Below are 22,457 nucleotides of genomic sequence, written 5' to 3'. Positions count from 1 at the left end.
CGCAGGATCCGGCGCAGCTCACGGAGGGTCGTCCGCCCGGAGGCGACGCCGATCAGGGTGCTCTCGACCTGGCTCATCGCAGCACCGCCGTCGCGTAGCCGGTGTGCTCCAGCAGGGCGTGGTGGGTGCCGACGGGCACGCCGTCGGTCAGCCACACCACCTCCTCGCACGCGTCGAGCAGGACCGGGCTGGTCGTGAGGACGACGGTCGTCAGGCCGGCGCGGAGCCCGGTCAGCCGGGAGGCCACGAGCGCCTCGGTGACGGAGTCGACCGCGCTGGTCGGCTCGTGCAGGACCAGGGCGGGCGCCCGGACGGCGAGCGCCCGGGCCAGCCCGACCCGCTGACGCTGGCCGCCGGAGAGCAGGTGACCGCCCTCGCCGACCTCCGCGTCGAGGCCGCCGGGGAGCACCTCGATCACGTCGGTGACCGCCGCGGCCTCGAGGGCGGCGGCGACCGCGCCCGGCTCCCGGCCGGCGCCGTCGACGTTCTCGGCGAGGGTGCCGGTGAAGAGCCGGACGTCGTGCGGCGCGACGACCAGCGCGGCGCGGAGGGCACTCGGGTCGGCCTCGCTCAGCGGCAGCCCGCCCAGCCGGACCAGCCCGCCGTCGGGACGCGGCTCGCCGGTCAGCGCGGCGGCCAGGCGCTCGAGCTGCTCGGGACTGCCGACGACGCCGGTCGTCGCGCCGGCCCGCAGCCGGAGCGTCCTGCCCGCCAGGCCGACCACGGCACCGTCCACGTCGATGGGCTGGGGGCGCGGCGGCACGTCCGTGTCGCCGTACGCCGGCGGGGTGGTCGCGAGCACGCCGGCGACCCGCTGCGCGGCGGCGCGCACGGTCGCGAGCTCGGCGAAGGTGTAGGCCACCATCTGCAGCGGGCCGGCGAGGAACTGCGCCAGGCCCAGGGCGGCGACGAGCGCGCCGAGGCTCAGCTGCCCGTCGAGGGCCAGGGCACCGGCGACCGCGACCGTGGCGGCGACCAGCAGCGCCGGGGCGAGGGCGGCCAGCGCCTCGAAGCCGGCGCTCGCGCGGGCGCTGCGCAGCGCGGCGGCCAGCGCCCGGCCGCTGACCAGCCGGAAGCGCCGGCTCGCGGCGTCCTCCGCGGAGAGGCCCTTGAGCACCCGGAGGCCGGTGAGCAGGTCCGAGGCGGCGTCGGCCGCCTCCGCGCTGGCCTGGCGGTCCGCGACGATCCGTCGCTCCAGGAGCGCGGACACCCGGTGCAGCAGCAGCGCCACCACGACGACACCGACCACGACGACGACGCCCACCACGACGTGGATCCGGAGCAGGGCGACGACCGCGACGATCATGCCCGCCAGTCCGGCGGCGAACATCTGCAGCACCCCCGAGATGTCCGCCACCACGCGGACGTCGGAGGAGGCGACCTCGGCCAGGCCGCCCGAGCCCGCCTCGTGCGGGCCGACGCCGCGGACGTCGAGCAGGTGGGCGGCCACCCGGCGGCGCAGGGCGACCTCGGCGTCGGCGGTCACCCGGGTCGCCGTACGGTCGAAGCAGAAGTAGGAGTACGACAGCAGCGCGAAGGTCGCGCCGAGCACGACCAGCCAGAGCAGGAGCGCCCGGTCGTCGCGGGCGCTGACCCCGCGGTCGAGGGCGAGGCCGACGACGACCGGGACGAGCGCCTCGCCCGTCTGGTGGCCGATCGCGCAGACGGTCGCGAGGGTCACCCGCCACGGCTGGGCGGTGACGGCGTCGCGCAGCAGGCCGCGCGCCTCGGGCGTGGTCGGCTCAGGCATGGCTGCCCAGCGGGAGGACGAGCGGGGCGCCGGAGACGGGGTCCTCGATCACCTTGCACGGCAGGTCGAAGACGTCCTCGACCGTGGTCGCGGTGACGACGTCCGCCGGCGCGCCCTCGGCGACGATCGCGCCGTCGCGCAGGGCGACGATGCGGCTGCCGTAGCGGGCCGCCTGGTTGAGGTCGTGGAGCACGGCCACGATGGTGCGTCCTTCCCTGTTGAGCCGGGTGAGCAGCTCCATGAGCTCGATCTGGTGGGCGATGTCGAGGAAGGTCGTCGGCTCGTCGAGCAGCAGCAGCCCGGTCTGCTGGGCGAGCACCATGGCGATCCAGACCCGCTGGCGCTGGCCGCCGGACAGCTCCTCGACGAGCCGGCCGGCCAGGTCCGTCGTACCGGTCGCCTCGAGGGCCTCACGGCACGCCTCCTCGTCGGCGCGCGACCACTGCCGCAGCGCCGACTGGTAGGGGTGGCGGCCGCGGCCGACGAGATCTGCGACGGTGATGCCGTCGGGCGCGAGGGCGGTCTGGGGCAGCAGGCCGAGCCGGCGCGCGACCTGCTTGGAGCTCATCGAGCCGATCGCCTTGCCGTCGAGCAGCACCTGGCCGCCGGTCGGCTTGAGCAGCCGCGAGAGCGCGCGCAGGAGGGTGGACTTGCCGCAGGCGTTCGGGCCCACGATCACGGTGAAGGAGCCCTCGTCGATGGTGAGGTCGACGTGCTCCCCGACCATGGTGCCGGCGTAGCCGAAGGTCAGGTCTCGTGCCTGCAGTGTCATCGGATCTCCTTGCGCGCCTGGACGACCAGCACCCAGACCAGGTAGCAGCCGCCGACCACGATGGTGACCAGGCCCACGGGCACCAGAGCGGGGAAGGCGTGCTGGGCGACGAGGTCGGCGACCACCACCAGGCAGCCGCCCATCGCCGCGGACGGAACCATACGGATCCCCGCCGACCGGGTCAGCCGCCGGGCCAGCTGGGGAGAGGCGAGCGCGACGAACGTGATCGGTCCGGCGAGCGCCGTGACGGTGGCGGTGAGCATGGTGGCGCCGACCAGCAGGCCGAGCCGGACCCGCTCCACCCGGACCCCCAGCGCGGCCGCGGCGTCGTCGCCGAGGTCGAGCGCCGTGAGCTGCCGGCCGGACCAGCCGACCACGACCAGCGCCACCGCGATCGTGGCCGCTCCCGCGCGCAGGTCGGACCAGGTCAGCCCGTTGAGGCTGCCCGCCGCCCAGATCGCGGACATCCGGGCGACCTCGACCGGCGCCTTCAGGACGAGGTACGCCGTCAGCGCGCCGAGCATCGAGGTGACCGCGATGCCCACGACGATGAGCCGGAAGCCGTGGACGCCGCGGCGGTAGGCGAGCAGGTAGACCGCGAGCGCGGTGGCGATGCCGCCGGCCAGCGCGCCGGGGATGACCAGCGCGGTCGAGCCGACGGCGATGATCGTGATCACGGCGCCGGCGTACGCACCGGCGTCGAACCCGATGACGTCCGGGCTGCCGAGCGGGTTGCGGGTCAGTGACTGGAAGATCGCGCCGGCGAGGCCGAGCGCCCCGCCGAAGAGCAGGCCCAGCAGCACGCGGGGCAGCCGCCAGTCCGTCACGACGGTCTCGAGCGCGGGCGTGGTGTGGCCGACCAGCGTGCGGACCACGTCGATCGCGGAGATCTGCACCTTGCCGATCGCCAGTCCGGCGATCGCCGCGGCGGCGGCCGCCGCGCACAGCAGGAGGGTCGTCACGAGGGTGCGCAGCGGCACCCGCCAGGAGAGGGCCCCGCCGAGGCGCAGGACGACCATCACAGCGCGCTCGCCGTCCGGCGCCGGACCAGGCCGATGAGCACCGGCCCGCCGATCAGGGCGGTGACCACGCCGGCCGGGATCTCGTCGGGGATCACCACGACCCGGCCGACCACGTCGGCGGCGACCATCAGCAGCGCGCCGAGCAGGGCCGACCACGCCAGGATCCGGCGCTGGTCGGGGCCGGTGATCCAGCGCGCGATGTGGGGCACCATCATGCCGAGGAACCAGACCATCCCCACGGCGGCGGTGGCGGCGCCGCAGAGCACCGTGACGCCCACGATCACCAGCGCCCGCACCAGCCAGGGGTGCACGCCGAGGGCCGCGGCGACGTCGTCCCCGAGCGCGACGGCGTTCAGGCCGCGGGCGGCGAACGCCGCGACCAGCACGCCGGCGAGGACGAACGGGGCGACCTGGCGCACGACGTCCCAGTCGGCGCCCTCCAGGGACCCGGCCTGCCAGGAGCGCGAGGCCAGGAACGCGCGGCGGTTGAACAGCACGAGCAGGGAGGAGAGCCCGGCGAGCACCGAGCCGACCGCCATCCCCGCGAGCACCAGGGTGACCGGCGAGCGGCCGCGCCCGCCGGCGTTGCCGATCAGGTAGACGACCACCGTCACCAGCGCGGCGCCCGCGAAGGAGAACCAGACCAGGGTGGTGGCGCCGGCCCCGGGCCACAGGATCGCGCCGAGCACGATCGCGAACGACGCACCGGCGCCCACGCCCAGCAGCCCGGGGTCGGCGAGCGGGTTGCGGGTCATCCCCTGCATCAGCGCGCCCGAGAGCCCCAGCGCCGCACCCACGACGACACCGAGGACGGTGCGCGGGATCCGCTGCTCGACGACGATCGTGTGGGGATCGCCGTTGTCGCGGATCAGCGCCTCGACGACCTCCGAGAGCGGCAGCGGCCGCGAGCCGAACACCAGGCTGGCCACCAGCAGCAGCCCGAGCGCGAGGAGGGCCCAGCCCAGACCTCGCAGCCTCGGTGCCACCGGCGAGGTCACAGCCCGAGCTCGGTCAGCCGGGCGTCGTACTCGTCCTCCAGGTCGTCCTCGTCGCCGCCCTTCTCCCAGATCGCGTCGAGCGCCGCGCGGGTCTCCTCGTCGAGGTTGTCGTAGCGCTCGCGCCACTTCTCCGCGTCCTCGATCCAGTACCCGACGGTCTTGTACGCCGTCGCCGGCAGCCGGAGCTCGTGCCGCAGGTGCTTGCGCACGCCGCGCAGCACCTTCGACTCCCCCGCGACCCAGACGTAGCCGAGGCCCTCGGGCCGCGGCAGCGAGCGGACGATCTCCTCCAGCCGGCTCGGCGCGTGGCCGTTCCCGCCGTGCACCCAGACCACCTCCAGGTCGGGGCGCACCGCGATCTCGACCTGGTACGACGGCCCGGGCACCTCCAGCACCAGGCGGGTCGGCACGCCGGGGGTGGTCTCGGCCAGCCGCACCGCGGCCGGGAGTCCCGCGTAGTCGGCGATCAGGACCTGCCACTCCAGCCCGGCGGGCGGGGCGTACAGCGCCGTGGGCGTGTTCAGCCCGATCACCTGGCCGGGCGTCGCCTGCCGCGCCCACGTCGCGGCGACGCCGCCCTCGTGGACGACGAAGTCGACGGTGAGCCGGCGGGCCTGGGCGTCCCAGTCGCGCACGGTGTAGGTGCGCAGCCGGTCGAGGTCGATCGAGCCGTAGTCGAGATTGCCGTCGACGACGTCGGGCAGCTCCGGACGCTGGTCGGGGTCGGCCGGGAAGAGCAGCCGGATGTACTCGTCGCCCACGCCGGTGGACCGGTAGCCGGCGAGACCCTCGCCGCCGAGCACGACGCGCCGCATGCCGTCGGTCAGGTCGACGGCGTCGAGCACCTCGGCGTGGTGGACGCTCATCGCGATGTCGGCGGCGCTCACGTCGCCAGCGCCTTCTCGACGACGTCGAGGAACGCGAGCTGGCCGCTGGGCGAGCCGTAGGTCATCTCCCACTCGTAGGTGACGATCTGGCTCTCCTGCACGAAGCCGAGGTCGCCCCACAGTGCGTTCTTCTGCAGCTCGGCGAGGGTCTTGTCGTACTCCTGCTGGCCCTCCTCGCCGAGGCCCTTGATCATGAAGCCGTAGTCGACGTCGCCGAGCTGGCCGAACTGCTCGGCGCTGAGCGCCTCGCCCTCGCGGTCGTTGACGAGCGAGGCGGCGTTGATGGTGAGGCCGAGGTCGTCGAAGACCTGGCACTCCACGCCGGAGTAGCAGCCGGTCTGGATCTTGCCGTCCCAGTAGCCCACGGGAGACACGACGACGTCGGAGACGTCGCCGATCGCGGCCCGCACCTCGGCGACGCGCTCGTCGTAGATCTTCTTCCAGGCGTCGTAGTACTCGCTGCGCCCCAGCGCCCTCGCGGTGTCCTCGAAGTGCGTCATCCAGCTCTCGCCGTCGAAGGCGTCCACGCTGTACGTCGGCGCGATCTCCGGCAGCCGCTTGACCACCTTCTTGTCGTACCCGAGGCCGTTGAGGATGAAGTCCGGCTCGGCCAGCAGGATCGACTCGTAGTCGTAGTCGGGGTAGTTGGCGAAGGTGCTCACGCCGTCGAGCGGGTCGTAGGGGAAGAAGCACGGGAACGTCTTGTAGCCGTCGCCGCGGATCGGCTGGCTGCCGGCGAGCGGGTAGCGCAGCCAGATCAGCATGTCGACGTCGGTGGTGTACATGCCCAGCGCCGCCTTCGGGTGCGTGGGCAGCTCGACGGTGCCGAACTCGGTCTCGACCTGGCCGGTGCCCTCCTCGGCCGGGATCGGCTCCAGGTCGGGCAGGTCGGGGATGACCGTTCCTGCGCACTGCTCGTCGAAGAGCTGCTGGCGCTTCTCGGCCGTCGGGGCGTCGGTGGCGCTGTCGGTGCCGCAGCCGGCGACGGCCAGGACCAGCGCGGACAGGGCGGCGCCGGCCACCAGGGACCGGACGCGGGGGGAACGACGGTTCATCAGGAACTCTCGAGATAGGTAAGGCACACCTTAGGCAGTCGCGGAGTCGCCGTTCTCCCCGGGTCCACATCGCGGCAGCACGCGCCGGGACGCCGACCGATAGCGTGCAGCCATGACCGTCCTCGACCTCTTCCGACTCGACGGCAAGGTCGCCGTCGTCACCGGCGCCAGCTCCGGGCTGGGCGTCGACTTCGCCCGTGCGCTCGCCGAGGCGGGCGCCGACGTCGCCCTCGGCGCGCGCCGCGCCGACCGGCTCGCCGAGACCGCGGCCCTCGTGGAGGCCGCCGGGCGCCGGGCGCTCAGCGTCGCCACCGACGTGGCCGACCCCGCGTCCTGCCAGGCGCTCGTCGACGCGGCCGTGGCCGAGCTGGGGAGGGTCGACATCCTGGTCAACAACGCCGGCGTCGGCACCGCCGTGCCCGCCACCCGCGAGACTCCGGAGGAGTTCCGCCAGGTGATCGACGTCAACCTCAACGGCAGCTACTGGATGGCCCAGGCCTGCGGCCGGGTGATGGCGCCGGGCTCGAGCATCATCAACATCTCCTCGGTGCTCGGCATCACCACCGCCGGTCTCCCCCAGGCGGCGTACGCCGCGTCCAAGGCCGGGATCATCGGCCTGACCCGCGACCTCGCCCAGCAGTGGACCGGGCGCAAGGGCATCCGGGTCAACGCCATCGCGCCCGGCTTCTTCGACTCGGAGATGACCGACACCTATCCCCCGGGCTACCTCGACGCACAGCAGGCGCGGATCCCCGCCGGCCGCAAGGGCGACGCCCGCGAGCTCGCCGCGACCCTGGTCTTCCTCGCCTCCGACGCCGCGGGCTACGTCACCGGCCAGACGCTGGCGGTCGACGGCGGCATGACCGTCACCTGACGTCCCGTGTCCCCGGCGCCCGCGGGCTCGACGCGGGAGGTGGCCTCGGTCTTCCTCCGACTGGGGCTGATCGCGTTCGGCGGCCCGGTCGCCCACATCGCGCTGATGCGCGAGGAGCTGGTCCGCCGCCGCGGGTGGGTCACCGACCGGCGGTTCGCGGACCTGATGGGCGCGACCAACCTGATCCCCGGCCCCAACTCGACCGAGCTCGCGATCCACCTCGGGCACGACCGGGCACGCGGGCGCGGCCTGGTGCTCGCCGGCGTCTGCTTCATCCTGCCGGCGGCGCTGATGGTGGCCGCGCTGGCCTGGGCCTATGTCGAGTACGGCGACACGCCTGCCGTCGAGTCGCTCCTGTACGGCGTCGTGCCGGTCGTGGTGGCGATCATCGTGTGGGCGCTGGTCGGCCTGGGCCGGACGGTCCTCGCGTCGCGCTGGCTGGCGCTGCTCGCGGCGGCCGCGCTCGCGGCGTACCTGATGGGGGCGCCGGAGCTCGCCGTGCTCTTCGCCGGGGCGGGGGTGGCCGCGGTGGTGCGCGGCGCGCGCTCGCTGGCCCGCCGCGGCGGGCACGCCCTGCTCGGCCTGCCGCTGCTGGTGGCGGCGGGGCCGGCCGAGGGGCGGCTGCCCGAGCTGTTCTGGACGATGCTCAAGATCGGCTCGGTGCTCTACGGCAGCGGATACGTCCTGGTCGCGTTCCTCCAGGGCGACCTGGTCGACCGGCTCGGCTGGGTCACCCGCGAGCAGCTGCTCGACGCGGTGTCGATCGGGCAGGTCACCCCGGGGCCGGTGTTCACGACCGCGACCTTCCTCGGGTACGTCGTCGCGGGGTTCCCCGGCGCGGCCGTGGCGACGGTCGCGATCTTCCTGCCGTCGTTCGTCTTCGTCGGACTGCTGACCCGGCTGACCGACCGGCTGCGCTCGCGGGACTGGACCTCCGCGCTGCTGGACGGGCTCAACGCCACCGCGCTCGCGCTGATGGCGGGCGTCGCGCTGCAGCTGGGCCGCACCGGGCTGGTCGATCCCCCGACCACGGGGCTCGCCGCCCTCACGCTCCTCCTGCTGTGGCGCACCCGCCTCAACAGCGCCTGGCTGATCGGCGGCGGCGCGCTGGCCGGGCTGGCCCACGCGCTGCTCGCGTGAGCGTCAGGGACGGTCGGTGATGTCCTCGTACTCGGGGTGCTGGGTGATCCACTTCGCGACATAGGGGCAGTGCGGGACGATCCGCCTGCCCTGCGCCCGCACGTCGGCCAGCGCGAACTCCACGACGCCGCCGGCGAGTCCGCGGCCGCCGTACGCGTCGTCGACCTCGGTGTGGACGAAGTCGACGTGGACGTCGTCGGGCAGGCGGTACTCCGTGAAGCCCACGAGCGCCTCGCCGTCGCGGATCTCGTAGCGGTGCTCGTCGGGAGCGTGGACGTACCTGATGGTGCTGTTGTCGGGTGCGTCGCTCATGCGCCCATCCTGCCGGGCGCTCGCGGGAAAAGCACGGAGGCCGCCCCCGCAGTGGGGGCGGCCTCCGGTCGGTCAGCGGGCCGCGGTCAGCGCAGGTCCCAGCGGTCGGCGTCCATGACCTTGGTCCAGGCGGCGACGAAGTCGTGGACGAACTTCTCCCGCGCGTCGTCGCTGGCGTAGACCTCGGCGAGCGCGCGGAGCTCGGAGTTGGAGCCGAACACCAGGTCGTTGCGGGTGCCGGTCCAGGTGCGGCCGTCCTCGGTGGTGCCGGAGAAGACCTCCTCGGAGGCGTCGGTGGCGGTCCAGGTCGTGCCGAGCTCGAGCAGGTTGACGAAGAAGTCGTTCGTCAGCACGCCCGGGGTGTCGGTGAAGACGCCCAGGTCCGAGCCGTCCCAGTTGGTGCCGAGCACGCGGAGGCCGCCGATGAGGACGGTGAGCTCCGGCGCGCTGACGCCGAGCAGGTTGGCGCGGTCGACCAGGGTGAACTCCGCGGGGAACCTGCTGGACTTGGCCAGGTAGTTGCGGAACCCGTCGGCCTTCGGCTCCAGGTAGTTGGCCAGCTCGATGTCGGTCTGCTCCTGGGTGGCGTCGCCGCGACCCGTGGTGGTGGTGACCGTGACGTCGACGCCGGCGGCCTTGGCCGCCTGCTCGACGCCCACCGAGCCGGCGATCACGATCGTGTCGGCCAGCGAGGCGCCCTGCGCGGTGGCGATCTCCTGGAGCTTGGCCAGGACGACCGACAGCTCGGCCGGGCGGTTGATCGCCCACGAGCGCTGCGGCTCCAGGGCGATGCGGGCGCCGTTGGCGCCGCCCCGCTTGTCGGAGGAGCGGTACGTCGACGCGGAGGCCCACGCCGTCGAGACCAGCTGGGACACGGTGAGACCGGAGTCGGCGATCGCCTGCTTCAGGGCGGTCACCTGCGCGTCGCCGAGCGGCGTACCGGCGGGGATCGGGTCCTGCCAGATGAACTCCTCCGCCGGGACGTCGGCGCCGAGGTAGCGGGACTTCGGGCCCATGTCGCGGTGGGTCAGCTTGAACCAGGCGCGGGCGTAGGCGTCGGTGAAGGCCGCCTGGTCGTCCTTGAACCGCAGCGAGATCTCGCGGAACTCCGGGTCCTCGCGCAGCGCGATGTCGGAGGTGAGCATCCGCGGCTCGCGCTTGCCGTCGCCGAAGGACTCGGGGACCAGGTCGGCGCCGCCGTTGTCCTTGGGCCGCCACTGGTGGGCGCCGGCCGGGGACTTGAAGAGCTCCCACTCGTAGGAGAACAGGATGTGGAAGAACTCGTTGTCCCAGCGGGTCGGGTGGTAGGTCCAGGTGACCTCGAGCCCGGAGGTGATGGCGTCGATGCCCTTGCCCGAGGCGTGCGAGGACCGCCAGCCCAGGCCCTGCTCCTCGATCGGGGCGGCCTCCGGCTCGGGGCCGACGGCCTCGGCCGGGCCGTTGCCGTGGGTCTTGCCGAAGGTGTGGCCGCCGGCGATGAGCGCGACCGTCTCCGCGTTGGTCATGCCCATCCGGTTGAAGGTGTCCTTGATGTCGACCGCGGACGCCAGCGGGTCGGGGTTGCCGTTGGGGCCCTCCGGGTTGACGTAGATCAGGCCCATCTGGACCGCGGCGAGCGGGTCCTCCAGGTCGCGCTCACCGGAGTAGCGCTCGTCCTCGAGCCACTCCGCCTCCGGACCCCAGTAGATGTCGTCGTCGGCCTCCCAGACGTCGGGACGGCCGCCGGCGAAGCCGAAGATCGGCAGGCCCATGTCCTCCTGCGCGACATTGCCGGCGAGGATGATCAGGTCGCCCCACGACAGCGACTTGCCGTACTTCTTCTTGACCGGCCACAGCAGGCGGCGGGCCTTGTCGAGGTTGCCGTTGTCGGGCCAGGAGTTGGTCGGCGCGAAGCGCTGCTGGCCGTGGCCGCCACCGCCACGGCCGTCCTGGGCGCGGTAGGTGCCCGCGGCGTGCCAGGCCATCCGGACGTACAGCGGGCCGTAGTGGCCGAAGTCGGCCGGCCAGAAGTCCTTGGAGTCGGTCAGCGTCGCCTTGATGTCGGCCTTGACCTCCTCCAGGTCGAGGGCGAGGAAGGCGGCCTTGTAGTCGAACTCCCCGCCGAACGGGTCGGCGACGGCCGGGTTCTTCGCGAGGATCTTGAGGTTGAGCTTGTTCGGCCACCACTGCTGGTTGGCCGAGCCCTGCGTCGGGTGGGTCAGGCCGTGCATGACCGGGCACTTCGCCTGCGGCTGCTCGGCGTCCTGCGGGTCCTCCGTGATGAGAGGCTCCGTGTGCTGGCTGTTCTCGGGCATCGGTGTTCCTTCCGGGAACTACTACAAGGGGCGGGATGTGCAGTCGGGGCAGAGACCCCAATAGATGACCTCGGCCTCGTCGATCACGAAGCCGTGGGAGTCGGAGGCGGTCAGGCACGGCACGTGGCCGACCGCGCAGTCCACGTCGGCGATCTCGCCGCAGGAGCGGCACACGACGTGGTGGTGGTTGTCGCCGGTGCGCGTCTCGTACCGCGCCACCGACCCGGCGGGCTTGATGCTGCGCACCAGCCCCGCCTCGGTCAGCGTGTGCAGCGAGTCGTACACCGCCTGGTGGGACACCTCGGGCAGCAGCGCACGCGCCGCCGCGATCACCGACTCGGTGTCCGCGTGCGGGCGCGCGTGCACCGCCTCGAGGACCGCGAGCCGGGGCCGGGTGACCCGGAGCGCGACGTCCCGCAGCTGCTGCTGGAAGTCGGGCGCCGTCATGTCCCCCAGCATGCCACTTTTCTTGAATCAGTCAAGACTTCGCGTGCGGTGTGTCGGCGACCGCGTGCGGTGTGGCGGCGACTGGCTGCGGTGTGTCGGCGACTGCCGCCGGCCCGGCCGGGTACCGGGGCGGCATGGACATGTCACCCGCTTGGCTGATCCTCGGCGTCGTGGTCGCCGCCTTCATCGTGCTCGGCCTGGTCTGGGCCTTCGTCGCCGACCGGCGGCGCAACGAGGAGGTCGCCCACGACACCGAGCGCTTCGAGCCCGACCCGATGGAGCCGACGGACCCGCTCGACCCGCGCCACCGTCGCGACAACCCCTGACCGCCCCCGCGACTCGCAGGAGGAGCCGATGACCGAGACCGTCACCCCCGACACCGACCCCACCACCCCGCGCAAGGTCGCCTTCCTCGTCGCCCCCGAGGGCATCGAGCGCGTCGAGCTCGACGACCCGTGGCAGGCCGTCGCCGACGCCGGCCACGAGCCCGTGCTGATCAGCACCCAGCCGGGTGAGGCGCAGACCTTCGAGCACCTCGACAAGTCCGAGACGCGGCCGATCGACGTCACCGTCGCCGACGCCGACCCGTCGTCGTACGCCGCCCTGGTGCTGCCCGGCGGCGTCGCCAACCCCGACGCCCTGCGCACCGACGCCGGCGCCGTGGCCTTCGTCCGCGCCTTCATGGAGTCCGCGAAGCCCGTCGCCGCGATCTGCCACGCCCCCTGGACCCTCGCGGAGGCGGACGTCGTCCGCGACCGCACGCTCACGTCGTGGCCGAGCCTGCAGACGGACCTGCGCAATGCCGGCGCCACCTGGGTCGACGAGCGCGTCGTCACCGACGGCAACCTGATCACCAGCCGCAAGCCCGACGACCTGCCGGCCTTCATCGGCGCCCTGCTCGAGGCCGTCGACCACGGCGCCGACTCGGTCCCCGCCTCGCAGGCCTGACGCCGCCCTTCGCGCCTACCGGCCGCTGATCCGGTTCGCCGCCGTGGCGATCCGGGACGTGCGGCGGGTGCCACGCGCCTCGACCCGGTCGGCGAGGGCGTGGGCCCCCGATCTCGGCCCAGAGCGCGGGGGCAGCGGGTCGGTGACGATCATCGAGGAGTTCATCGGCACCCAGGTACGATGCTCGCCCGCGAGGCGTCAGCGCCGGCTTCCGACCGGCTTCCCCTGCGCTGGGCAGCTATGGAGTTGTCGGACGACAGGGTAGCCGCACGACTCCCGGGACGGCGCGGAGCGGCCGGTCCCCCGCGGTTGCCTACCATCGCATCATGCGCGTGGTCTCACTGCTTCCCTCGACGACCGAGATCCTGTTCGGGCTCGGTGCGGGCGAGGACGTCGTCGGGGTGACCTTCGAGTGCGACTTCCCCGCCGAGGCGCGGGAGCGCCGGGTGGTGTCGACCTCGGCGATGCCGGAGGGCCTGTCCCCGCGGGAGATCGACGCGTTCGTCGCCGCGGCGCTGCGTCGCGGGGAGGACCTCTACCACCTGCGGGCCGACGCGCTGGCCGAGCTCGACCCGCACCTCGTGGTCACCCAGGACCTCTGTGCGGTGTGCGCCGTGGACGTCGCCGTGGTCGACGACGCGCTGGCCTACCTGGGCTGCCGCGCCGACGTCCTCACCGTCGACCCGCACACGATCGAGGACGTGCTCGCGTCCGTCGTGCTCCTGGGCGAGCGCACCGGGAGGGCCGCGGCCGCCCACGCCTGGGTCGCGGGTCTGCGCGAGCGCCTGGCCATCGTGGCCGAGGCCGTTGCCGGCGCTCCGCGCCCGCGGGTGCTCGTGCTGGAGTGGACCGATCCGCCGTTCGCGCCCGGGCACTGGATCCCGGAGATGGTGGAGCTCGCCGGCGGCGACCCCGTGCTGGGTACGACGGGCGCGAAGTCGGTCCGCACGACCTGGCCGGCCGCCGTCGCCACCCGCCCCGACGTCGTCGTGTGCGCGCCCTGCGGGTACGACCTCGACGCGAGCGCCGAGCTGGCGGCGGGCGTCGCACACCACTTCCCCGGCGTTCCCGTCTGGGCGGTCGACGCCAACGCCTCCTTCGCCCGGCCCGGCCCCCGCATCGTCGACGGCGTCGAGGCGCTGGCCTCGATCCTCCACCCCGGCCTCGCCGGGATCCCGGCTCCGGATCCCGCCCGAGTCCTGGCGATCCCGCCCACCGCCAGGGCGGTGTCCCTACGCTCGACGGTGCGCTAGTCCGAGAATGGACTCAGGCGGGGTCGGGAGGGACGGGTCGATGAACACGCGCCGCGGTCGCGGGCCGGCGTATCTGCGGGACCTGCCGACCCTCGTCGTCGCCACGACGGCGATGTACCTCGGCGGCGCGCTGATGCTGGGTGTCGCCCTGCTGGCGTGGTCGCCGGGCAACAACCCCCGCTGGCTCCTCGGCACCCTCGCCGTCGCCGCGGCGGCGTGCGCGGTGTTCGCGCTGGTCCGCCGCACGCGGTTCACCCGCAGCCAGGCGCTGGTCATGGTGACCCTCCAAGTCGGGGTGGTGGCGGGTCTGAGCTGGCGGACCGACGTCGACGTGGCCGCGCTGACCAACGGTGCCGTGCTGCCGATCATCGGCGCCTATGCGAGCTGGCTGCTGCACCCCGTCGCGGGCCGCGCGGTGGTCTACACCGGGGCGCTGTGCTGGGCCGCCGTCGTGCTCGGCCGCGGCGAGCAGGCCCTGACCAGCGGCGTGCTGTCCACCCTGCTGCAGACGGTCCTCGCCGCCGAGGCCTTCGGCCTCCTGCACCGGCGCGTCGACCGGCTCACGCACACCGACCCCCTGACCGGCCTGCTCAACCGCCGCGGGATCGTCGAGTCCGCCGAGCAGGAGCTGTCCCGCGCGCGGCGCCGGGGCAGGCCGCTGTGCGTCGCGATGATCGACATCGACGGCCTGCGCGAGGTGAACAACCGGTCGGGTCACGGCGCCGGCGACGACCTCATCCGCGCCGTCACGGCGTCGTGGGCGGAGCTCGCGGACCGGGGCTGGCGGATCGGGCGGGTCGGCGGTGACGAGTTCGTCATGGTGCTGCCCGGCCTCGTGGAGGACCTGGCGCGGGAGCTGCTGGCCGAGGCGGCCGCGCGCTCGCCGTACGACTGGACGGCGGGCGTCGCCCAGGCCGGTCCGGGCGAGACCTTCGAGGAGGTCCTGGACCGCGCCGACCAGGCGATGTACGCCGCCAAGCCGCCGTCGGACTGAGCGGCCGCGAGCCTGACGATCCTGCTCATGCGAGGATCGCTGTGTGGATGGGGCGACGCTCGCGGTCGGACTGGTCGCGGGAGCGCTCATCGCCGCCGTCACGGCGCCGGTGGGCGTGTCCGGCGCCGTGTTCCTGCTCCCGGTGCAGCTCGACGTGCTGCGGGTCCCCAACCCCGCCGTCACGCCGACGAACCTCCTGTTCAACGTCGTCTCCGCGCCGGGCGCGCTGTGGCGCTACCACCGCGCCGGTCAGCATCCCGGGGCGCTCACGACGCCGATGCTGGTGGGCACCGTGCCCGGTGTCGTCCTCGGCGCGGTACTGCGCGTCCAGGTCGTGCCCGACGCACGCTCGTTCCGACTGGTCGCCGCAGCCGTGCTGTTGCCGATCGGAGGCTGGCTCGTCCGCCGCTCGCTGCGGCGCACGACACCGGCGGATCCCGCGCCACGGCCCGTCACGGGCGCGTCGATCGCCGTCGCCGGAGCCGTGGTCGGCGTGGTGGGAGGCGTATACGGCATCGGGGGCGGATCGATCCTGGCGCCGCTCCTCGTCGCCCGCGGGCTGCCGGTCGCCAAGGTCGCGCCGGCGGCGCTCGCATCCACCCTGGTCACCTCGCTCGTCGGCGCCCTCACCTTCGCCGTCCTCGCAACCGGCGGCGACCGCGCCGCCGCACCCGACTGGACGCTCGGCATCGCGTGCGGCCTCGGCGGCCTGGTCGGAGGGTACGTCGGAGCCGGCTGGCACCGACGTCTGGACGAGGCGCGGCTGACCGGTCTGCTGGGCCTCGTCGCGCTGGCTCTCGCCGCGGTCTACCTCGTCCGGGGACTCGGCTGAGTGGACCGGTCGGCTCGGCCCGCTCAGGCGATGCGGAGCAGCGCGAGGCTCAGCGCCATGGTGCCGGCGCCGGCGGCGAACGACGTCGCGACCGCGCGGAGGGTGGCGAGGCGGCGGGCGCTCGGGAGCAGCTCGGTGACGGCGATGTGCAGCATCACGCCGGCGACGAGGCCGAAGATGACGGCGTAGGCGGACGGCGGGAGCAGCGCGATCAGGACGAGATAGCCGAGCACCGCGCCCACGGGCTCGGCGAGCCCCGAGAGCGTCGCCGCCGCGAGTGCCCTGCCCCGGCCGACGCCGGCGCCGTAGAACGGCGCGGCCACCGCGACTCCCTCAGGCACGTTGTGGATCGCGATCGCGATCGCCACCGCGGCGCCGGCGCTGGGATCGTCGACGGTCGCGACGAAGGTCGCGAGGCCCTCCGGCAGGTTGTGGGCGCTCACCGCGACCGCCACGACGAGGCCGCTGCGCAGCAGCCGCCGGCGGTCGGGGTCGGCATCGCTCCGGTCGCCGCGCCGGCGCCTCCGCTCGGCGCCGGCGGCCGCGCGCCACTGGAGCAGCGCGGTGCCGACCGAGCCGAGCGCGACCAGCGCCAGGGTCGCCCCCCACGCCTCGCGCACCCCGAGCGACGGCGCGAGATCGTGCGCCCCCTTCGGGACGATCTCGGCGACCGACACCAGCAGCATGGCCCCCGCCGCGAAGCCGAGCGCCGCCGCCAGGCCGGTGTCACTGCGGACCCAGCGGTGCACCGCGGCCAGTCCGCCCAGCGCCGTCGCCGCGCCCGCCAGCGCGGTGAAGACGAATGCGACCGTCATCCCGTCCTCTCCTCTCGTCCATCGCCGCCCTCCGCCCGAGGCCGGGCCCTCAGCGCAGGGCGGTCTCCATCTCGACGCACAGGTCCCGCACACACGCGTCGAGCGACTCGCCGGTCTCGCGCCGCAGCAGGCCCAGGCTCAGCTCGGCGACGAGCAGCGCACCGCCCGCGAGCTCGCGGTCGTCGTCGAAGCTGAGCAGCAGCTCGCGCGCGCCCTCGGCGTCGCCGCGCCCGCGCGCCGCGACGATGCCGGCGACCCGCTGCGCGGCGGCGACCACGGGCGCCAACTGGGTGCGCCGCTCGTCGCCGCTCATCAGACCAGTCCCGGCGTCTGCGCCCGGGCCTGCTCGAAGCGCTGCTGCACGTCGGCCCAGTTGGCGATGTTCCACCACTGCGCAACGAACGCCGCCTTGTCGTTCCGGTAGTCCAGGTAGTAGGCGTGCTCCCACATGTCGAGCATCAGCAGCGGGACCAGGCAGGCCGGCAGGTTGGCCTGCTGGTCGTAGAGCTGCACGATGTGCAGCCGCTGGCCGAGCGTGTCCCACGCGAGGATCGACCAGCCCGAGCCCTGGATCCCCAGCGCGTTGGCCTGGAACTGCGCGCGGAACCTGTCGAAGCTGCCGAAGTACTCCTCGATCGCCTGCGCCAGCTCGCCGGTGGGCTTGTCGCCGCCGTCGGGCGACATGTTCGGCCAGAAGATCGAGTGGTTGATGTGCCCGCCCAGGTGGAAGGACAGGGTCTTCTCCAGGCCCGTGAGGTGGGTGAAGGAGTCCTGCTCCCGCGCCTCGGCGAGCTGCTCGATCGTGCTGTTGACCCCCTTGACGTACGTCGCGTGGTGCTTGTCGTGGTGCAGCTCCATGATCGCGCCGGAGATGTAGGGCTCCAGGGCGGCGAAGTCGTAGGGCAGGTCGGGCAGCGTGTAGTCGGCCATCGGGTCCTCCAGGGACGTCGGAGACAATTGCGTTCTCCACGCTACTGCAATTGATTTGCAACTAGATCACCCCCTCGCTCCCAGCCCTCCGCCCATGCCACGACCGCCCGGACCGTCGGGTCGGGGTCACTGGCGAGCACCGTCAGCAGCCCGTCCGGCACCGCGGGATGCGCGGCCACCCAGCCGCGGACCGTCGCGTCGGCGTCGGCGGCCAGGCGGACCAGCAGGCCCGCCGGCGTGTGCTCGTTGCGGGCGACGCAGCGTCGTACGCCGACCTGCTGGTCGGCCGCGAGGGCGACCAGCACATCCGGCGGCGCGTGGTAGGACAGCGCGGCGCTCTCCCGGATCACCGGGTCGGCCGAGCCCGCCAGGAGGCGCACCCGCTGCACCTTGCCCTCGCTCGCCGGCGGCGACGCGAACGACGAGAGCGGCGCCCCGCCGGCGTCCTCGCGCGAGGACGCCGCCAGGGCTGCCCGCTGCTGCGGCGACAGGAATCCCATGCAGGACATCGCGCCCGCCTCAGCCCTGCTTCGCGTTCACCTCGTACGAGGTGTTGATCGACTCGAAGAAGTTGACCAGCTGCAGGGTGTCGTTGGCCGTCGCCATCCACTTGGCGGGGTTCGCGACGCCGTAGTGCGCCCCGAACCCGAGCTCGTCGAGGCGCCGGTCGGCGAGGTACTTGACGTACTGGTTGATGTAGTCGGCGTTGAGCCCCAGGATGCCGTTGGGCAGCAGGTCCCGGTTGTAGGCCTCCTCCATCTCCACCGCGTCGAGGATCATCTGCTTGATCTCGGCGGCGAACTCCTCGGTCGCGACCTCGGGGTTCTCCTCCAGCACGGTCAGCACCAGGTTGATGCCGAACTTCAGGTGCAGCGACTCGTCGCGGACGATCCAGTCGACGAGCGAGGAGAAGTTCCGCAGCAGGTTCCGCTGCCGGAAGCTCAGCGCCACCATGAACCCGGAGTAGAACCAGATCCCCTCGAGGATCACGTTGTAGGCGATCAGGTTCCGCACGAAGTCCTGCTTGCCCTCGGTCGTGGTGATGTCGAGGGTCTGCTCGGTCATCCGCTTGATGAACCGGATCTCGAAGGCCTCCTTGGCGGCCATCGACGGGACCGTGACATGGGAGTCGTACGCCGCCGCGCGGTCGATCGGGAAGGTCTCCAGGACGTACTCGAAGGACATGCAGTGGTTGGCCTCCTCCCACATCTGCTTGGCGAGGTAGAGGTGGCACTCCGCCGCGTTGACGTAGGGGTAGACGCCGAACGCCAGCGCCTTGTTGACGAGCAGCTCGTTGGGGTTGAAGTAGCTCATCAGGAAGGTGAGGGCGCGCCGCTCGTCCTCGCTCATCCGCTCGAAGTCGCCGAGGTCCTCCCCCAGCTGGATCTCGTTGGGGAACCAGGTGTTGGCGACCGCCTGGTCGTAGAGCTCCATCGCCCACGGGTAGGTCACCGGCTTGAGGAGGAGGCCCTCCTCGATGCCGGTGCCGAGGATGCCCCGGGTCGTCGTCTGCGCGCTCACTGGCACGACTCGCACTGCAGTCGCTCCATCGGGTCGACGGGGCATTGCACGTCCTCGACCACCTCGGCCTGCGGCAGCTCCTCGACGTCCGGCGGTACGACGGGCGCCGGTGCCGCGGCGACCGCCCCGAAGCCACGCTTCGCCGGAGCCGCCGCACCGAACCCGCGGCGCGGCGCACCGCCACCGCCGGCGGGCGCGACCTGCTCGGCCTTGTTGACCTTCACCGTCGACTGCTCGGCGGTGTGCCGCGGCATCATGTGCAGGTAGTACGTCGTCTTGACGCCCAGCCGCCACGCCTCGGTGTAGAGGTCGACCATGGTGGTCACCGACCGGTCGGCGAGGTAGATGTTGCGGCTGATCGCCTGGTCGATCCACTTCTGCGCCCGCGCGGCCACCTCGAGGTAGGCACGGCCCGGGAGCTGGAAGGAGGTCTGGTAGATCTCGACCAGCTCGGCCGGCACGCCCTCCACCTTGGACAGGTCGCCCTGGTGGCGCAGCAGGTCCTCGCGGACGTCCTCCCAGATGCCCGCCGCGCGCAGGTCCTCGACCAGGTTGCGGTTGACCTCGAGGAACTTGCCCGAGCTGGTGGCCCGGCTGAAGATCTGGCTGAACTGCGGGTCCAGCCCGGGCGTCGTGCCGGCGACCAGGCCGATGGACGCGGTGGGCGCGATGGCGAGCAGGGTGGAGTTGCGGATGCCGCCGGCGACCTTGGCGCGCAGGGCGTCCCAGTCGAGCCGGGTACGACGGTCGACGGTCACCTCGGTGCCGCGGTCGGCGGCGAGCCGGTCGAGGGTGTCGACCGGCACCATCCCGCGCGACCAGCCGGAGCCCTCGCAGTTCGGGTACGCGCCGCGCTCGCGGGCCAGGTCGGCCGAGGCGTCGATGGCGTGCCAGGAGACGAACTCCATGATCTCGTCGATCAGGTCGTAGGACTCCGGCGAGGCGTAGCTCCAGCCGAAGCGCTCGACGATGTCGGTGAAGCCCATGACGCCCAGGCCCAGCGCGCGGTTCTCGGAGTTGGAGTGCTCGGACTCCGGCACCGAGCTGATCGTGATGTCGATCAGGTTGTCGAGCTGGCGCACGGCCGAGCGGGTCGACGCCGCGAGCCGGTCCCAGTCGACCTTCGCCCCCTCTCCACCAGCACTGCGGCGGCGGCCGGTGACGTGGCGGGAGAGGTTGATCGACGCCAGGTTGCAGACGGCCACGTTGTCGCGGTCCTGCGGGAGCGTGATCTCGGTGCACAGGTTCGACAGGTGGATGGTGCCGGTGTTGTCGTTGAGGGCACGGGTGTTGATCGTGTCCTTCCACGTCAGCCACGGGTGCGAGGTCGACTGCAGGGTCGTGAGGATCGCCTTGAACTGCTCGCGCGCGCCGATCCTCTTGTGCCGGAGCTTCCCCGCCTCGGCCATCGCGACGTACTCGGCGTACCGCTCGCTGAACGCGCGCCCGGTGAGCTCGACCAGGTCGGGGACCTCGGCCGGGTCGAAGAGGTACCACTGGTCGTCGCGCTCGACGCGCTTCATGAACTCGTCGCTGATCCAGACCGCCGTGTTGGCGGTGCGGGTACGACGGTAGGGGTCGCCGGAGTTCTGGCGCAGGTCGAGGAACGCCGGGAAGTCGAGGTGCCAGTTCTCCATGTAGAAGCACAGCGCGCCGAACTTCTTGCCGCCGCGGCTGACCGCGCGCAGCGTGGAGTCGATGGTGTGCATGAACGGGATCGGCCCGGTGGAGCTGGTGTTGTTGGACCGGATCGGCGAGCCCTCGGAGCGTAGCTTGGTGACCGACAGGCCGATGCCGCCGGTGCCCTTGGTCAGCCACATGACGTCGCGCACCGACTTGGCGATGTGCTCGATGTCGTCCTCCATCTGCATCACGAAGCAGTTGGAGAGCTGGGCGTACGACGTGCCGGCGTTGACCAGCGTCGAGCCGGCCGCGAGGTACTCCAGGCGCGACATCCGGTCGTAGAAGCCGAGCGCCGCCGAGGTCGGGTCCTCCTCGTTGAGCGAGAGGCCCATCGCCACGCGCATCCAGAAGAACTGCGGCATCTCCATCGGCCGGCCCTCGGGCGCGGCGATCATGTAGCGGGTGCGCATGGTCTGCACGCCGACGTAGCGCAGCAGGTCGTCGCGGTCGGGGTCGAGCGCCGCACCCAGCCGCTGCAGGTCGAACTGCTCGGTCAGGCGGGTGTCCAGCAGCCCGAGCTCGACGCCGCGCACGACGTACGCGACGAAGGCCTCGGCATGGAACGCGTAGACCTCGTCGCGGGTGACGCCCTCGCCGAAGATCGCCTTGTAGAAGCTCTTGACGAGCAGCCGCGCCGCGATCGTGTCGTACGCCGGGTCGTCCTTGACGTTCTGCAGCGCGACCTGCACGACGGCCTCGTCGAGCTGCTCGCTGGTGATGCCGTCGAACAGCGTGATCTCCAGCTCGGACCGCAGCTGGGTCGCCCGCGCGACCTCGTCGTCCAGGCCGGCGGCGGCCTCCTCGATCGACCGGGCGATCTCGTAGCCGTCGTACGGCGCCCTGGTGCCGTCCCGCTTGATGACGGTGATGCTCATGCTGGTCCACCCCTCGTGAATCGCTTCGGCTGTCCGCTTCCGCGGTCTCGAGGAGGGTGAGGGGAGGGCGCGACGCCACGTCGCCTGCCGGTGATCCCCTGACCTTCCCACGAGGTCGCGGACCTCCACCGATGTCGGCGGAGCACTGGCAGGTCTTCAGACTCGTGGGCGGGTGCCCGAGGATCAGGCACGGTCCTACTGTCCGTCGCTTCCCAGGTCCCTGATCGGGGGTCCCAGTGCTTCCTGTCGTTCCAGGAGACGGAGGTCGTTCCCACTCACCGCTGCGGGGCAGTCCCGGACTCTCACCGGGTTCCCTCTTGCGACGACCCGCCTGGATGACGGGCCGAACCAGCTGCGTCGACCACTATATACGGGGAATCACAACGATGTAAGACCCCAGATCTAGTGGCGTGTCTCCGCGACGGCGAGGGCCAGCCGTGCCAGCGGATCCGACAGGATGTCGCGGATCAGGTCGGGATCGACCCGGAAGTACTCATGGACGACCACGTTCCGCAGACCCGCGATCGACGGCCACGGAACGGACGGGTGGGCATCCTTGAATTCGTGCGGCAGCGCCTTGACCGCCTCGCCGATCACTGCCAGGTTCCTGAGCACGGCGTCGTACGCCATCGATCCGAGCTCCGGCGAGTCGAGGTGCTCGCGGTAGGCCAGGCAGCGCTCGATCGCCACCCGGATGTCGTCGAGACGCTCGTCGTCAGAGCGGCTCACACCGCCACCGCGTCGGCCAGCGCCGTCGCCGACACCTCGCGTCGAAGCAGGTCCGCAGCGACGACGTCCACCCGCACGCCGAGAAGCTCCGACAGCTCCTCACCCAGACCGGCCACCCGCAGGAGCTCGTTGCCTCCTGCGGGCAGGAGGTCGACGAGCAGGTCGAGGTCGCTGTCCTCGCGGGCCTCGCCGCGCGCGACGGACCCGAACAGGCGAGCGTTGGTGGCGCCGTACCTGTCGAGGATCTCCGCGACCTGACCACTCCGCTCCGCCAGCGCGGCACGCAGCCGCAGCGTGGCGGGAGTCGGCGTGCTCATGGCTCAAGC

At 72.6% G+C, this 22,457-nt stretch carries 25 protein-coding genes and 1 riboswitch; of the genes, 7 read left to right on the top strand and 18 right to left on the bottom strand.

All coding sequences use genetic code 11. From position 1 onward, the window contains the following. Positions 1–73 precede the first annotated feature (73 nt). From FIV44_RS25845 to FIV44_RS25820, 6 genes are read right to left on the bottom strand one after another with little or no spacing between them, the layout of a single operon-like run. Entirely contained in the window at positions 74–1,750 is a 1,677-nt protein-coding gene (locus FIV44_RS25845) for an ABC transporter transmembrane domain-containing protein (RefSeq protein ID WP_141006957.1), read from the bottom strand. Further along, positions 1,743–2,522, bottom strand: coding sequence for an ABC transporter ATP-binding protein (locus FIV44_RS25840; RefSeq protein ID WP_141006956.1), 780 nt, complete (start codon positions 2,520–2,522; stop codon positions 1,743–1,745). The genes FIV44_RS25845 and FIV44_RS25840 overlap by 8 nt, the downstream gene beginning before the upstream one ends. Further along, positions 2,519–3,541, bottom strand: coding sequence for a FecCD family ABC transporter permease (locus tag FIV44_RS25835; protein WP_141006955.1), 1,023 nt, complete (start codon positions 3,539–3,541; stop codon positions 2,519–2,521). The genes FIV44_RS25840 and FIV44_RS25835 overlap by 4 nt, the downstream gene beginning before the upstream one ends. Further along, complete coding sequence (locus FIV44_RS25830; protein WP_246086620.1) at positions 3,541–4,530, bottom strand: FecCD family ABC transporter permease; 990 nt, start codon at positions 4,528–4,530, stop codon at positions 3,541–3,543. The genes FIV44_RS25835 and FIV44_RS25830 overlap by 1 nt, the downstream gene beginning before the upstream one ends. Before the next feature lie 8 nt (positions 4,531–4,538). Further along, positions 4,539–5,429: a siderophore-interacting protein gene (locus FIV44_RS25825; RefSeq protein WP_219996177.1), complete on the bottom strand. Its 891-nt coding sequence runs from the start codon at positions 5,427–5,429 to the stop codon at positions 4,539–4,541. Then, on the bottom strand, positions 5,426–6,484 hold the full coding sequence (locus FIV44_RS25820; protein WP_141006954.1) for an ABC transporter substrate-binding protein: 1,059 nt from the start codon (positions 6,482–6,484) through the stop codon (positions 5,426–5,428). The genes FIV44_RS25825 and FIV44_RS25820 overlap by 4 nt, the downstream gene beginning before the upstream one ends. A gap of 112 nt (positions 6,485–6,596) precedes the next feature. On the opposite strand from FIV44_RS25820, the gene FIV44_RS25815 reads away from it, so the two are divergent. Together FIV44_RS25815 and chrA are read left to right on the top strand one after the other, a co-directional pair. After that, the gene (locus FIV44_RS25815) at positions 6,597–7,358 is read left to right on the top strand and encodes an SDR family NAD(P)-dependent oxidoreductase (protein WP_141006953.1); all 762 of its coding nucleotides are present in this window, start codon (positions 6,597–6,599) and stop codon (positions 7,356–7,358) included. A gap of 6 nt (positions 7,359–7,364) precedes the next feature. Further along, positions 7,365–8,498, top strand: a complete 1,134-nt coding sequence (gene chrA, locus FIV44_RS25810; RefSeq protein ID WP_141006952.1) for a chromate efflux transporter — start codon at positions 7,365–7,367, stop codon at positions 8,496–8,498. A 3-nt stretch (positions 8,499–8,501) separates the two neighbouring features. Here the strand turns inward: chrA and FIV44_RS25805 are convergent, their stop codons facing one another. The 3 genes from FIV44_RS25805 to FIV44_RS25795 all read right to left on the bottom strand — a co-directional run bounded on the left by FIV44_RS25805 (position 8,502) and on the right by FIV44_RS25795 (position 11,551). After that, entirely contained in the window at positions 8,502–8,810 is a 309-nt protein-coding gene (locus tag FIV44_RS25805) for a GNAT family N-acetyltransferase (RefSeq protein ID WP_141006951.1), read from the bottom strand. An 86-nt stretch (positions 8,811–8,896) separates the two neighbouring features. Beyond that, positions 8,897–11,104, bottom strand: coding sequence for a catalase/peroxidase HPI (gene katG, locus FIV44_RS25800; RefSeq protein ID WP_141006950.1), 2,208 nt, complete (start codon positions 11,102–11,104; stop codon positions 8,897–8,899). Positions 11,105–11,125: 21 nt separating this feature from the next. After that, on the bottom strand, positions 11,126–11,551 hold the full coding sequence (locus tag FIV44_RS25795) for a Fur family transcriptional regulator (protein ID WP_141006949.1): 426 nt from the start codon (positions 11,549–11,551) through the stop codon (positions 11,126–11,128). Positions 11,552–11,685: 134 nt separating this feature from the next. Here FIV44_RS25795 and FIV44_RS25790 point away from each other — a divergent pair, with 134 nt between their 5' ends. Both FIV44_RS25790 and FIV44_RS25785 read left to right on the top strand, forming a co-directional pair. Beyond that, a complete protein-coding gene (locus FIV44_RS25790) occupies positions 11,686–11,877 on the top strand; it encodes a hypothetical protein (protein ID WP_141006948.1) in 192 nt (63 codons plus the stop codon). A 28-nt stretch (positions 11,878–11,905) separates the two neighbouring features. Beyond that, positions 11,906–12,499: a type 1 glutamine amidotransferase domain-containing protein gene (locus FIV44_RS25785; protein ID WP_141006947.1), complete on the top strand. Its 594-nt coding sequence runs from the start codon at positions 11,906–11,908 to the stop codon at positions 12,497–12,499. Between the two features lie 15 nt (positions 12,500–12,514). Here the strand turns inward: FIV44_RS25785 and FIV44_RS30870 are convergent, their stop codons facing one another. Then, complete coding sequence (locus FIV44_RS30870; protein ID WP_181410836.1) at positions 12,515–12,670, bottom strand: hypothetical protein; 156 nt, start codon at positions 12,668–12,670, stop codon at positions 12,515–12,517. A 155-nt stretch (positions 12,671–12,825) separates the two neighbouring features. Between FIV44_RS30870 and FIV44_RS25780 the strand changes: the two genes are divergently transcribed. From FIV44_RS25780 to FIV44_RS25770, 3 genes are read left to right on the top strand one after another with little or no spacing between them, the layout of a single operon-like run. Then, positions 12,826–13,752, top strand: coding sequence for an ABC transporter substrate-binding protein (locus FIV44_RS25780; protein WP_141006946.1), 927 nt, complete (start codon positions 12,826–12,828; stop codon positions 13,750–13,752). A 40-nt stretch (positions 13,753–13,792) separates the two neighbouring features. Continuing rightward, positions 13,793–14,746, top strand: coding sequence for a GGDEF domain-containing protein (locus FIV44_RS25775; protein WP_181410835.1), 954 nt, complete (start codon positions 13,793–13,795; stop codon positions 14,744–14,746). Positions 14,747–14,789: 43 nt separating this feature from the next. After that, positions 14,790–15,578 carry a sulfite exporter TauE/SafE family protein gene (locus FIV44_RS25770; protein ID WP_141006944.1) on the top strand — a complete coding sequence of 263 codons (789 nt, stop codon included), beginning with the start codon at positions 14,790–14,792 and terminating at the stop codon, positions 15,576–15,578. Positions 15,579–15,601: 23 nt separating this feature from the next. Here FIV44_RS25770 and FIV44_RS25765 read toward each other — a convergent pair whose 3' ends face one another. The 8 genes from FIV44_RS25765 to FIV44_RS25730 all read right to left on the bottom strand — a co-directional run bounded on the left by FIV44_RS25765 (position 15,602) and on the right by FIV44_RS25730 (position 22,448). Further along, a complete protein-coding gene (locus FIV44_RS25765) occupies positions 15,602–16,393 on the bottom strand; it encodes a ZIP family metal transporter (protein WP_141006943.1) in 792 nt (263 codons plus the stop codon). 49 nt (positions 16,394–16,442) lie between these two features. After that, entirely contained in the window at positions 16,443–16,706 is a 264-nt protein-coding gene (locus tag FIV44_RS25760; RefSeq protein WP_141006942.1) for a superoxide dismutase, read from the bottom strand. After that, positions 16,706–17,323, bottom strand: a complete 618-nt coding sequence (locus FIV44_RS25755) for a superoxide dismutase (protein WP_141006941.1) — start codon at positions 17,321–17,323, stop codon at positions 16,706–16,708. The genes FIV44_RS25760 and FIV44_RS25755 overlap by 1 nt, the downstream gene beginning before the upstream one ends. Before the next feature lie 41 nt (positions 17,324–17,364). Next, positions 17,365–17,823: a variant leucine-rich repeat-containing protein gene (locus FIV44_RS25750; RefSeq protein ID WP_141006940.1), complete on the bottom strand. Its 459-nt coding sequence runs from the start codon at positions 17,821–17,823 to the stop codon at positions 17,365–17,367. Positions 17,824–17,842: 19 nt separating this feature from the next. Then, positions 17,843–18,817, bottom strand: coding sequence for a ribonucleotide-diphosphate reductase subunit beta (locus tag FIV44_RS25745; protein WP_219996565.1), 975 nt, complete (start codon positions 18,815–18,817; stop codon positions 17,843–17,845). 23 nt (positions 18,818–18,840) lie between these two features. Then, complete coding sequence (locus FIV44_RS25740; RefSeq protein ID WP_141006938.1) at positions 18,841–21,402, bottom strand: ribonucleoside-diphosphate reductase subunit alpha; 2,562 nt, start codon at positions 21,400–21,402, stop codon at positions 18,841–18,843. Between the two features lie 130 nt (positions 21,403–21,532). Then, a riboswitch (cobalamin riboswitch) is annotated at positions 21,533–21,771 on the bottom strand. A 33-nt stretch (positions 21,772–21,804) separates the two neighbouring features. Further along, positions 21,805–22,131 carry a HepT-like ribonuclease domain-containing protein gene (locus FIV44_RS25735; RefSeq protein WP_219996176.1) on the bottom strand — a complete coding sequence of 109 codons (327 nt, stop codon included), beginning with the start codon at positions 22,129–22,131 and terminating at the stop codon, positions 21,805–21,807. Then, positions 22,128–22,448: a nucleotidyltransferase family protein gene (locus FIV44_RS25730; RefSeq protein ID WP_141006937.1), complete on the bottom strand. Its 321-nt coding sequence runs from the start codon at positions 22,446–22,448 to the stop codon at positions 22,128–22,130. Before FIV44_RS25730 ends, FIV44_RS25735 begins: the two co-directional genes overlap by 4 nt. Positions 22,449–22,457 lie beyond the last annotated feature (9 nt).

Origin of the sequence: Nocardioides humi (assembly GCF_006494775.1) — a bacterium.
Lineage (GTDB): Bacteria > Actinomycetota > Actinomycetes > Propionibacteriales > Nocardioidaceae > Nocardioides > Nocardioides humi.
Note: the sequence above shows the minus strand (reverse complement) of the source record. Positions and strands in the feature narration are given on the sequence as shown.

Bases quoted from the DNA above. Each gene is read 5' to 3' on its own strand.
- FIV44_RS25785 (WP_141006947.1), top strand. From the start codon at position 11,906: ATGACCGAGACCGTCACCCCCGACACCGACCCCACCACCCCGCGCAAG.
- katG (WP_141006950.1), bottom strand. From the start codon at position 11,104: ATGCCCGAGAACAGCCAGCACACGGAGCCTCTCATCACGGAGGACCCG.
- FIV44_RS25815 (WP_141006953.1), top strand. From the start codon at position 6,597: ATGACCGTCCTCGACCTCTTCCGACTCGACGGCAAGGTCGCCGTCGTC.
- FIV44_RS25840 (WP_141006956.1), bottom strand. From the start codon at position 2,522: ATGACACTGCAGGCACGAGACCTGACCTTCGGCTACGCCGGCACCATG.
- FIV44_RS25775 (WP_181410835.1), top strand. From the start codon at position 13,793: ATGAACACGCGCCGCGGTCGCGGGCCGGCGTATCTGCGGGACCTGCCG.
- FIV44_RS25740 (WP_141006938.1), bottom strand. From the start codon at position 21,402: ATGAGCATCACCGTCATCAAGCGGGACGGCACCAGGGCGCCGTACGAC.
- FIV44_RS25795 (WP_141006949.1), bottom strand. From the start codon at position 11,551: ATGACGGCGCCCGACTTCCAGCAGCAGCTGCGGGACGTCGCGCTCCGG.
- FIV44_RS25765 (WP_141006943.1), bottom strand. From the start codon at position 16,393: ATGACGGTCGCATTCGTCTTCACCGCGCTGGCGGGCGCGGCGACGGCG.
- FIV44_RS25845 (WP_141006957.1), bottom strand. From the start codon at position 1,750: ATGCCTGAGCCGACCACGCCCGAGGCGCGCGGCCTGCTGCGCGACGCC.
- FIV44_RS25750 (WP_141006940.1), bottom strand. From the start codon at position 17,823: ATGGGATTCCTGTCGCCGCAGCAGCGGGCAGCCCTGGCGGCGTCCTCG.
- FIV44_RS25835 (WP_141006955.1), bottom strand. From the start codon at position 3,541: ATGGTCGTCCTGCGCCTCGGCGGGGCCCTCTCCTGGCGGGTGCCGCTG.
- FIV44_RS25780 (WP_141006946.1), top strand. From the start codon at position 12,826: ATGCGCGTGGTCTCACTGCTTCCCTCGACGACCGAGATCCTGTTCGGG.
- FIV44_RS25755 (WP_141006941.1), bottom strand. From the start codon at position 17,323: ATGGCCGACTACACGCTGCCCGACCTGCCCTACGACTTCGCCGCCCTG.
- FIV44_RS25760 (WP_141006942.1), bottom strand. From the start codon at position 16,706: ATGAGCGGCGACGAGCGGCGCACCCAGTTGGCGCCCGTGGTCGCCGCC.
- FIV44_RS25730 (WP_141006937.1), bottom strand. From the start codon at position 22,448: ATGAGCACGCCGACTCCCGCCACGCTGCGGCTGCGTGCCGCGCTGGCG.
- FIV44_RS25790 (WP_141006948.1), top strand. From the start codon at position 11,686: ATGGACATGTCACCCGCTTGGCTGATCCTCGGCGTCGTGGTCGCCGCC.
- FIV44_RS25820 (WP_141006954.1), bottom strand. From the start codon at position 6,484: ATGAACCGTCGTTCCCCCCGCGTCCGGTCCCTGGTGGCCGGCGCCGCC.
- FIV44_RS25805 (WP_141006951.1), bottom strand. From the start codon at position 8,810: ATGAGCGACGCACCCGACAACAGCACCATCAGGTACGTCCACGCTCCC.